General features: G+C 47.8%; 11 protein-coding genes. 9 read left to right on the top strand and 2 right to left on the bottom strand.

Features of this window, described 5'->3' with window-relative positions:
- Positions 1-152: 152 nt before the first annotated feature.
- Positions 153-392: a hypothetical protein gene (locus HWQ67_RS20445; protein WP_218252045.1), complete on the bottom strand. Its 240-nt coding sequence runs from the start codon at positions 390-392 to the stop codon at positions 153-155.
- A gap of 31 nt (positions 393-423) precedes the next feature.
- Positions 424-1,014 (bottom strand): hypothetical protein, encoded by a 591-nt coding sequence (locus tag HWQ67_RS07400; protein ID WP_218252044.1) that lies wholly within the window; start codon positions 1,012-1,014, stop codon positions 424-426.
- A 499-nt stretch (positions 1,015-1,513) separates the two neighbouring features.
- Between HWQ67_RS07400 and HWQ67_RS07395 the strand changes: the two genes are divergently transcribed.
- From HWQ67_RS07395 to HWQ67_RS07355, 9 genes are read left to right on the top strand one after another with little or no spacing between them, the layout of a single operon-like run.
- Positions 1,514-2,044: a DivIVA domain-containing protein gene (locus HWQ67_RS07395; protein WP_218252043.1), complete on the top strand. Its 531-nt coding sequence runs from the start codon at positions 1,514-1,516 to the stop codon at positions 2,042-2,044.
- A complete protein-coding gene (gene hisS, locus HWQ67_RS07390; RefSeq protein ID WP_218252042.1) occupies positions 2,031-3,290 on the top strand; it encodes a histidine--tRNA ligase in 1,260 nt (419 codons plus the stop codon). The genes HWQ67_RS07395 and hisS overlap by 14 nt, the downstream gene beginning before the upstream one ends.
- Positions 3,287-4,171 (top strand): YicC/YloC family endoribonuclease, encoded by an 885-nt coding sequence (locus HWQ67_RS07385; RefSeq protein ID WP_218252041.1) that lies wholly within the window; start codon positions 3,287-3,289, stop codon positions 4,169-4,171. Before hisS ends, HWQ67_RS07385 begins: the two co-directional genes overlap by 4 nt.
- A 51-nt stretch (positions 4,172-4,222) precedes the next feature.
- Positions 4,223-4,507: a DUF370 domain-containing protein gene (locus HWQ67_RS07380; protein WP_040335274.1), complete on the top strand. Its 285-nt coding sequence runs from the start codon at positions 4,223-4,225 to the stop codon at positions 4,505-4,507.
- Positions 4,507-5,121, top strand: a complete 615-nt coding sequence (gmk, locus tag HWQ67_RS07375; protein WP_218252040.1) for a guanylate kinase — start codon at positions 4,507-4,509, stop codon at positions 5,119-5,121. Before HWQ67_RS07380 ends, gmk begins: the two co-directional genes overlap by 1 nt.
- A 42-nt stretch (positions 5,122-5,163) precedes the next feature.
- Entirely contained in the window at positions 5,164-5,583 is a 420-nt protein-coding gene (gene rpoZ / locus HWQ67_RS07370) for a DNA-directed RNA polymerase subunit omega (protein ID WP_218252039.1), read from the top strand.
- A gap of 21 nt (positions 5,584-5,604) precedes the next feature.
- Positions 5,605-6,798 (top strand): bifunctional phosphopantothenoylcysteine decarboxylase/phosphopantothenate--cysteine ligase CoaBC, encoded by a 1,194-nt coding sequence (coaBC, locus tag HWQ67_RS07365; RefSeq protein WP_218252038.1) that lies wholly within the window; start codon positions 5,605-5,607, stop codon positions 6,796-6,798.
- On the top strand, positions 6,788-7,570 hold the full coding sequence (locus HWQ67_RS07360; RefSeq protein WP_218252037.1) for a tetratricopeptide repeat protein: 783 nt from the start codon (positions 6,788-6,790) through the stop codon (positions 7,568-7,570). Before coaBC ends, HWQ67_RS07360 begins: the two co-directional genes overlap by 11 nt.
- 35 nt (positions 7,571-7,605) lie before the next feature.
- The gene (locus HWQ67_RS07355; RefSeq protein WP_218252036.1) at positions 7,606-9,951 is read left to right on the top strand and encodes an NACHT domain-containing protein; all 2,346 of its coding nucleotides are present in this window, start codon (positions 7,606-7,608) and stop codon (positions 9,949-9,951) included.
- Positions 9,952-10,054: the final 103 nt, after the last annotated feature.

Below are 10,054 nucleotides of genomic sequence, written 5' to 3'. Positions count from 1 at the left end.
TGGAAGCAATAAATCTTAAACGAGCGGAATTCCATGGAGAATGGAACTATTTTATTTACCGCTCCGAATAAAGTTGAAATGAGTAAGTTATTTATGCCCAAGTCCATAGTCGGTAGTCCGATCTATATTAACACACGACGGGGATGAAAGATTTACGTTGGAGGTACCGTTGTTATATGATGAAATAGTTTTTTGCCATAATCGGCTGCCCATATATTACCGTTTGAATCGACAGCAACTCCGGTTAAATTTAGAAATGCAGTAGCGCTGCCGGTTCCATATCCTGACACAACGAGTAAGCATTGTCCTGCTGAGTTCATTTTGACTATTCGTTTATTATCATAGTCAGTAACATAAATGTCTCCGTTAGAATCTACGTCAATATATACCAAACTAAATGGAGTTTACAAGAAGAATAGTCGTTTAACTGGCATAGACACTTGACTTTAATTTGCAAACCTGTTTTTGTCTGGTATAGAACATTTTGCCAAATGTATATGGCCCGACTACACCGTTTAAAGTACATTCGGTAATTGTAGAGTCATACGTCAAAGTTCCTAAGGCTTCAGTGTATTTGTATATCTTGGAATCGTAGTAAGTGCTTACATAAACGTTGCCGTTATTGGGGTTTGTGGCAGTGCCAATAGGACCTTTATTTATAGTATTTACAGGCGTCGCCACATAAGTCCCGTCAGTCTGTTGCACAATCACATTGCCACCGTCATCAACCCCGGCATGGCTGTTGACTATCAGGAGATTTGAATTGGATTTTAGATATCCAATGAAAGTAGGCCCGTCAAAAGCAGTACCAGCACCGTTGCTTGGGTTATAAGTTGACCATGCAGTTGTGTATTTAAATCCTGCAGAGGCTGTACCGGTAAAGTAAAGCAAAACGACTAGAGCCTCAACCAGAATCAGGCACACGGCACCAACGAATCTTTCCGACTTCTGTTGTTTATCAGCAGGGTTTATGTATCGCAATAAACTCTCTTTTGACCAAGGTTTTGTAATCATAAATATTCTCCATTCTTTTAATTTTTACAATGTCATATTCCAATCTCTGCAATTAAAGATGCCTGAACCACGCCTACGACCGTAGGGAGTAAATTTAACTTAACGGCCCGGCGACTGTAAGGAGCTGTCCGACAATTGGGATTATCAGGATTTATGTTCAAGAAGCCCTTTTATGCTCTTCTGCTTATATCCATGTTAGACTTAAATATAAACAATATTATTACGATATGTCAAGGGAATATAATTATTTATCCCATATTCTTAGACGTAACTATCTGGTACAAAAACAATATTATCCTTATTTATCATTGAGTTACAGTTTTTAGACAATCCCAACTGGTAAAGATGGGTATAAATACAAAAACCCTGATGTGTGATTATCTTTTTTTTGAAATTTTTTTAATTGTGATGACTTTTTGGATACATCTGTGATATCATTTCATGTAAATAATGTTGTTTTTAATAGGGCATTGAACAAGGCTTGAAAAGGAGGCCATGAATGAGGATAACACCGCTGGATATCCAGCAAAAGCAGTTTCCGGTGAAGTTCAGGGGATTTGATATTGAGGAAGTGTACGCGTTTTTAGAGGTACTACGGGAAGAGATGGAGGAGTTACTCAGGGAAAACACGTCGTTAAAGGAACAGTTGCACATCATAGAGGGACAGTTGAGGGAACACAAGAACATGGAAACCACCCTCAGGGAAACCCTCATAACGGCACAACAGATGATAGAAGCCTACAAGGCCAATGCAAGAAAAGAGGCCGAACTGATTACCAGAGAGGCCGAACTCAAATCCGATGAGATAATAAAAAGGGCGCAAGAAAAAGTCGTAAAAATACACGAGGACATCGTTGACCTCCGGGGTATCAGACGACATTTCAAGGAGGAGATCAAGCGACTCGTAGACAAACTGCTCAGAGAGATAGAGTTTGACAAGGAACGAGAGGGCGAATCAGACTTCTGGGGAGAGAGGACACAAGAAGGTTCAAGACAGGAGGGGTCGAGAAAGGAAATTGAGCAAATATAACACCCTCAAGGGGGTTGCAGACATATATCCACCGGAGGTCTACCGGTGGCAAACCATAGAGGATACGGCCCGGGAGGTCTTTACCCTGTATGGGTTCAGCGAACTCCGGATTCCCGTTATAGAGTACACGGAGGTCTTTACACGAAGCATCGGTCAGAGCACCGATATCGTGGATAAGGAGATGTATACGTTTAACGACCGTGGTGGTCGAAGTATCAGTATGCGCCCTGAGGGTACCGCCTCCGTGGTGAGATGCTACGTACAGAACAATCTTCACACCCTACCCGCACCCCAGAGGTTTTACTATGCCGGGGCGATGTTCAGGTACGAAAGACCACAGAAGGGGCGTTTCAGACAGTTCTACCAGCTCGGTGCGGAGGTCTTTGGCAGTGCAAGTCCCAAGGTGGATGCCGAAATGCTGTCGATGCTCAACGTCCTGCTCAAAAGACTCAGGATAAACGATACCACGCTTGAGATAAACTCTATCGGTTGTGCGGAGTGTCGTCCGCGGTTCAGGGATGAAGTTGTGGCATTCTTTTCGGCAAAGGAGGAGCATCTGTGTACCGATTGCAAGGTACGCCTTAAGAACAATCCCCTGAGACTGCTTGACTGTAAAAATGAGGAGTGTATTGCCCTCAGGGGCTCCCCACCAAGCATCCTCGACTACATCTGCGACAACTGCCGGCAGCACCACCAGAGGCTAAAGGACCTGCTCTACGCCCTGGGTATCTCCTTCGTGGAAAACCCCATGATAGTCAGAGGACTGGACTACTACACCAGGACAACCTTTGAGATAACCACCCAACGCCTGGGTGCACAAAAGGCCGTTATAGCAGGGGGCAGGTACGACAACCTTGTGCAGGAGTTTGGCGGCCCACATGGCACGGCAGCCATAGGTTTTGCCCTGGGCATGGAGCGCATGGCCGAACTCATAGATAACCCCGGTGCCACCTGTCGCCTTCCGCAACAGTTTTACTTCGCACCCCTGGGTAAGGATGCCGAACTGATATCGTTGCCCCTGTGTGATATCCTCCGGATAAAAGGTATTAGCGCCCTCTGTGGTGAAGGCAACATGTCCTTAAAGAAACATCTCAAAGTGGCAGACAAACTTAATGTTACCTTTGTGATAATCATCGGAGACGGGGAAATCGAAAAGGGTGAGGCGCTGTGGAGGCGGCTCTCCGATGGCCAACAGGGCGTTGTCGGCATCGCAAGGATTGAAGATTACCTACGCCTGATACAATGATACAGAGCATGACCGGTTATGGCGTAAGCCACAGTGAAGCACCACCGGAAACAAATCGAAACGAAAAAAGCCACAACGGCAACATAAAGGTCGAAATGCGCTCGCTCAATCACAGATTCCTGGATATAACCATAAAGGCGCCCCCCTCACTGCTTAAATATGAAATGCCAATGCGGAGGTTACTGCAAAAAAACTTCTCCAGAGGGCGCATAGACGTCTTTGTAACTATCATGACCGAAAATACTCTCACCATAAACAATGACTTTATTAAAAATGCGGTAGCCGTCTTAAGACAACTCAAAAGCGATTTTGGCCTCGGAGGTGAGATAGACATCGCTACCGTCTTTGCATTTAAAGACTCGCTCGTCAACGACGCCAAAGAGGTAGAGGAAACTGCCCTGATGACGGCCTTCACGGAAGCAATAACGATGCTCATGCAGATGAGAATGCAGGAGGGACAACTGCTCCTGCAGGAGATACTGCCCCACGTTGACTACATGGAGGAACTCATCGCTAAAATATCGGCACTGAGCACCGATGCCACAACAAGGCTGTTTGACAAGACAAAACAAAAGATGCGGCAACTGCTCGGTGACCTCAACATTGATGACTCCAGGGTATTGCAGGAGGCCGCTGTCTACGCCGAAAAAATAGACATATCAGAAGAAATCGAAAGGGTGCGAAGCCATATCAAACAGTTTAGAAAAAATATCTCAATAAATGATAAAATAGGTAAGAAGCTCGACTTTATTTTACAGGAACTCTACAGAGAGGCAAATACGATAACGGCCAAGGTCGATGACTTTGAACTCAAGACCCTGGCCACAGAACTGAAACTGCAAACGGAGCAACTCCGGGAACAGGTGCAGAATGTTCAATAGAGCGAGCGCAATCAATAAAGTCTTTATAGACGGAAAAGGAGAAAAACATACATGAAAAAAGGTAGTAACGGCCCTATATTGGTAAACATAGGGTTTGGTAACGTCATAGCAGTAAATCGTGTGGTAACCATACTGACCTCGGCCTCGGCGCCGATGAAGCGTCTGAGGGAAGAGGCCAAGAAGGTAGGTAAACTCATCGATGCCACCGAAGGTCGGCGTACCAGGTCGATAATTGTCACGGATAGCGACCACGTCGTGCTCAGTTCCCTGCAGACGGAAACCCTCACGCAAAGACTGATGTCACAAGGCTCCCCGGAAGCCGATAACGACAAGTAATGCGACTAAACAGAGGTCAACTCTACATCATTTCGGCGCCATCGGGTACGGGGAAGACCACCCTGAGTCGCAGACTGCTAAAGGGACTCTCACACATCCGTGAGTCCGTTTCCTACACCACGCGTTCGCCCAGACCGGGTGAGGTAGATAAGGTTGACTACATCTTTGTCTCCGTTGAAACATTCAGGGATATGCTCAAAAACAATGCGTTTATAGAGTATGCAGAGGTGCATGGAAATCTCTATGGAACCGCACTGGCAACCATACAGGAGGTGTTGTCGGAGGGTAACGACGTCCTGCTTGACATTGATACCCAGGGTGCAAGACAGATAAGGAACAAGCACATCAAGTCAACGTCAATCTTTATCATCCCGCCGTCCATGGATGCGCTGTATCAGCGCCTTAAAAAGAGAAACACTGAAACCGATGAGATCATCCGCAGACGCATGGAAAAGGCTAACGATGAAATACGCGAGGGGATGCTCTATGACTATATCATCGTCAACGACAACCTTGACCAAGCATTTAAGGAGTTATCCTCTGTTATCATGGCCAACCGCGTACGGGCTAACTGCATAGACAGGAACTGGGTAAAGGAGACGTTTCATATTTAACAACAAGGGAAGTTAATTCCATAAAGGAGGGATTTTTTATCAGTGGACATAATATCTTTACCGATAGAGTTGGACCCCGATAAGATAGACGGGCGATTCAGGCTTGTCAACATCATTACGCAGCGGGCCAAGGAACTCGCCAACCGGGGTAAACCAAAGGTGCCAACAAAGGCCAGAAAGATAACCACAATAGCCCTGGAAGAAGCCGTTGCCTATGCCCTGGACTTTATCACCGGTGATGAGGCAAGACAGGCCAACGAGGAAACCAGAAAGCTCGACTACAAGAGATTCCTCGAAGAGAAACGCCGGGAATCCGAACAGGAAGACCTCTCCGAACTGGAGAAGGACCTCAAATTCTACCTGGACGAAAAAGAGGAAACCGGCAAGCGTTCGCTGGAGAGCATCTTTGGTGACATGGAACCGCCCGACGATAACGACTCGGATGCGGATGCGGATGACTAAGGGGGGCCTTCGGCTATCTATATGGCACGTAGCAGAGACATAATCCTGGCAGTGACGGGGAGCATTGCGGCCTGTAAGACCCCTGAGCTGGTACGCACCTTGCGTACAGAGGGCATGGGGGTCAGTGTGGTGATGACTGCCGCATCGAGGCAGTTTGTCGCTCCATTGACGCTGGAGATACTATCGGGGCGGGGCGTGCTCACGGACACCTTTGATGCCCCGCTTGCTCACGTTGACATGGCAAAAGAGGCCGATGCACTGCTCGTAGCCCCTGCCACCCTCAATACCATCTCCAAGTTTGCCGCCGGTATAGCCGACAACCTGCTTACGACACTGCTTATGACCTTCAGGGGGGCTATCCTGGTAGCTCCGGCCATGAACTGGCGAATGTATGAAAACCCCATATTTACCGACAAGCTCCGGTACCTTAAAGACAAGGGTGTAATCGAAATCGCCCCCGATGCCGGAGAACTCGCATGTGGCGAGCAAGGGGCCGGCAGGATGGCCTCCATACCCGCCATCGTGCATGCCCTGCGGAGGGCGCTGACTGCCCAGGACCTCAAAGGTCTGCGGGTCGTGGTCACGGCTGGGGCGACGAGGCAACCGATCGACCCCGTGCGATTTATCACAAACAAGTCATCGGGCAAGATGGGTTTTGCCCTTGCTACGACTGCGTCTTTGCGTGGGGCGGACGTTACCCTGATCAGCGCCCCAACCAACCTGCCCCACAACAGGGACTGGAGGCTTGTCCCGGTTGAAACGGCACAGGAGATGGAGGTCGCTGTGATCGATGCCATCAGGGATGCGGATGTCCTTGTCATGGCTGCGGCAGTTAGTGATTTCCGCCCCGCGGCGGTGGCCACAACCAAGCTCGAACGCTCCGACGGAATGTCGATAGAACTCGTAAAGACAAACGATATACTGAGGCGTGTCGCTTCGCAACAGGACAAACCCTTCATCGTTGGTTTTGCCGCCGAAACGGGCAGCCGTACCGACAGGGCCAGGGAAAAACTCCGCGCAAAGGCCATTGACATGATCGTCTTTAACGACATCACCGTCGAGGGGGCAGGCTTTGATACGGACACCAACATTGTGACGATCATAACACCACAGGGTGAGCATCCGGTAGCGAAGATGTCCAAGGAGGACGTTTCGCACGTTATCTTTAATAAAGTCCTGGAAAAAATAGGGAGGCCGGTACTGTATGAGTCCTAAAAAATTGGAAAAACTAAAGGAACAGGTCTTTCAAAAGGCCGATTCAAAACTGTATATCCCCCTTGCCGAGGAATACAAGAAAATTAATATGACGGAAGATGCCGTTAAGGTGCTGAAGTACTGTATCAGCAAGCATCCTAGCTATATGAGTGCCCGTGTTGCCCTTGGCAAGATATATATGGAAGAAGGGTATGTGGCAAGTGCCATCGAAGAGTTTGAAACGGTGGTCGCGGCCATTCCCGATAACCTGCTGGCGCACAAGAAACTCGCACAATTATATATGGCAACCGGAAATACCACAGGTGCCCTGGCATCTCTTGAAAAGATACTGATATTAAATCCCAACGACGAGCAGGCACAAGAGTCAATCCGTGACCTCAAGGCACAGCCGCAGGACGAAGAGGTCACAACCGACCTGATAACCGCCTCAGACAGTGACGATACCACCACAGACATTGAGCAGGACCCCGACACGGAGGACCTCGATGCCCAGGCAGGCATTGAACTACTAAAGCAGGCTGAACAAGAAATACCGATGACCCCTCTGCAACAGCAACTGCATGACATCGATCAATACATAGAGTCGGAGCGTTTTCTTGTTGCCGTGATGGCCTATAATAAACTGTTAAAAGAGCATCCGGACAGTAACGAAATCAAACAAAGGCGCATGGAGGCCATCAGGTATGCAAGACTCCTCAAGAAAGACGAAACCGTCTTGATCCACAAACTCGATACTTTCTGTAAAAAACTAAAGGAATATAATAAGGCGTGACTTGATGCCTTGTCTTACCCCATTCAAATATGAGTGTGGATAGCATATCTAAGGCGATATCTGAGGCAACGGGTATTGACTATGCCGCAGTGTTAATCGTACTTGGTTGGATATCCAAGATTGTATGGAAAAGGATCAAGTCTCTTAAGAAAAGCCGCACTGTCGCTGCAATCAGCAAAACAGTGGACGACACTGTACAAAGGATTGACGAGGCTGTAGCAGAGAAGATATCTCCCACCGTAAGCCCTTCCCAAGAGTTTGAAAAAAGATACCGTGAGAGGATCATCATTGACCACAACACTTTCAACACGAAGGGACTTGGGCTGATCGATTCCTTTGCGCTCGATCTCGATCAGGTCTTTGTCGAACTACGAATCGACCTCAACAGCAATCCTAACAAGTCTCAGACAAACCCTATAGCGACCAGAGAGTTTGCCGATGCAAGGCACATATGGGACTTTATACGTCTAAGCGATAAATGGCGTAAGGAAAATCAGAGAGTTGAAGGCTATGCCCTGATTGGTCCGCCGGGTTGTGGCAAGACCACCCTGCTTCAGGACATAGCGGTTATACTTGCGTACAATCGTCACGAGCAGTACAACATACGCCCGTATGTGCCAATCCTTATCCCCGTAAGGCAGGTTGTAAAAGACATCGTAAAGGACTCAAAACCGAAATCAAAGCCCCTTAATCTTGGAGACCTTGCAAAGGTTTATTTCAGCAATGAGAAGTTGTTTCCCTGTCTCAAACCGCCCGATACATGGTTTGAGGACAAACTGAAGGCGGGTGACTGTATCGTTCTCCTTGACGGCCTGGATGAGGTTGGAGACCAGGAGGACAGAAAAACGGTCTCCGCTTGGGTTGACAGGCAAATAAAGCTGTATAAGGATAGCTTGTTTCTCCTAACGTCGCGACCATCTGGTTATAAGTCTGCCCCGCTTCGGGGGGCTTATGTCCTTGAGGTGCTGAATTTTAATGCCGAACAGGTAAAGCGCTTTGTCAGCAACTGGTACCTTGCAAACGAAATAAGGCGTGCTGGTAACTCAGACAACTATAAAGTTCGGGAGACGGCCAAGCGTGGAGCGGAAGACCTCCTTGAACGCCTGCACACAGTCCCGGCGTTCAACGCCCTCACGGCAAATCCCCTGTTGCTGACGATGATCTCAATGGTTCATCGGTATAAAGGTGCCCTGCCCGGTAGTCGTGCCGCACTTTATGGCGAAATATGCGAGGTAATGCTGGAGCGCTGGCGTCAGGGAAAAGGACTCGATGACAAATTTAGCGCCATCCAAAATAGAAGTATCCTGGAACCGCTTGCCTGCAGGATGATGGAGAATAGGATACGCGAGATATCGGAAAAAGAGGCTATAACGCTCACTGTGGATGCCTTGCGCCTCATCGGTGTTAAGGCGGGTAAGGAAAATGCCTTTTTTGTAGACTTGCAAGAGTCAAGCGGACTTTTGGTCGAACGGGAAGAGGGTATACTTGGCTTTGCCCACCTTACGTTTCAGGAGTTTTTAACCGTTTCATGCTGGTTGAACAAGGCCGACAGTACCCGTGATTGGCACAATCTTGTCAGTGACAGTTGGTGGCATGAGACACTGAGGTTGTACGCGGCGCGTGGGAATGCCACGGATATCGTCAAGGCCTGTCTTGAGGTAAATACGGTACCGTCATTGACACTGGCGCTTGAATGTCTTGAAGAGGCTCAAATGATTAGTGTTGAAGTTCGTGAGGCCGTTGAAGTATTTTTTGCGCACAATGTTGAATCTCCTGATGAAGACCTGCGAAGGATTGCCCTGGAAGTTATTATGAACAGGCAGCTTAAATTATTCACCACCATAGATGACAAGCGGCAAATAAGCAAAGACTATGTAACGCACGCTCAATATCAGTTGTTTATTGATGATATGCAAAAAAAGTGGACGTATCTACAACCTGACCATTGGTATAGTTACATATTTCCGGCAGGCAACGCCAATGAACCAATTACAGGTATCAGGTTGGCTGATGCCTTGATGTTCTGTAGATGGCTTACTGATAAACAAGGCGGAACGGTGCTTTATCGTCTGCCAACGCATCAGGAGGCTAAATATTATGTAACAGAGTCTGATAAGATTGCCACATGGTGTGGAGAAAAAGGCAATGAGGAACTTTTTGGATTGACCAGGGAAATGAAGGAGGGATTAAACGAATCTTTCCATCGGAGCTTAAGCTCACCATCGATCGTATCTTCCGGTACAGATATTACAGATATCCTTGCCCGTGTCCGTGCCCTTGACCTTGACCTTGCCCTTACCCTTGCCCGTGCCCGTGCCCTTGACCTTGACCTTGACCCTGACAATATGTATGATAACAAGATATCAGATGATATTGGGTAGTACCACAATCAACCGTGGTTGCAAGGATTTAAGCCACTTTTATACCTGTGTAATATGGCATTGTTGCTATGCGTGAGCAACGTGACCACGTTTGAATGGAGTG

The organism is Candidatus Magnetobacterium casense (genome assembly GCF_019173545.1).
GTDB lineage: Bacteria > Nitrospirota > Thermodesulfovibrionia > Thermodesulfovibrionales > Magnetobacteriaceae > Magnetobacterium > Magnetobacterium cryptolimnobacter.
Note: the sequence above shows the minus strand (reverse complement) of the source record. Positions and strands in the feature narration are given on the sequence as shown.

What these genes read in the sequence shown, in the direction of transcription:
- HWQ67_RS07400 (WP_218252044.1), bottom strand. Translation starts at nt 1,014, where the DNA reads ATGATTACAAAACCTTGGTCAAAAGAGAGTTTATTGCGATACATAAAC.
- HWQ67_RS07395 (WP_218252043.1), top strand. Translation starts at nt 1,514, where the DNA reads ATGAGGATAACACCGCTGGATATCCAGCAAAAGCAGTTTCCGGTGAAG.
- HWQ67_RS07380 (WP_040335274.1), top strand. Translation starts at nt 4,223, where the DNA reads ATGAAAAAAGGTAGTAACGGCCCTATATTGGTAAACATAGGGTTTGGT.
- HWQ67_RS07360 (WP_218252037.1), top strand. Translation starts at nt 6,788, where the DNA reads ATGAGTCCTAAAAAATTGGAAAAACTAAAGGAACAGGTCTTTCAAAAG.
- HWQ67_RS07385 (WP_218252041.1), top strand. Translation starts at nt 3,287, where the DNA reads ATGATACAGAGCATGACCGGTTATGGCGTAAGCCACAGTGAAGCACCA.
- gmk (WP_218252040.1), top strand. Translation starts at nt 4,507, where the DNA reads ATGCGACTAAACAGAGGTCAACTCTACATCATTTCGGCGCCATCGGGT.
- coaBC (WP_218252038.1), top strand. Translation starts at nt 5,605, where the DNA reads ATGGCACGTAGCAGAGACATAATCCTGGCAGTGACGGGGAGCATTGCG.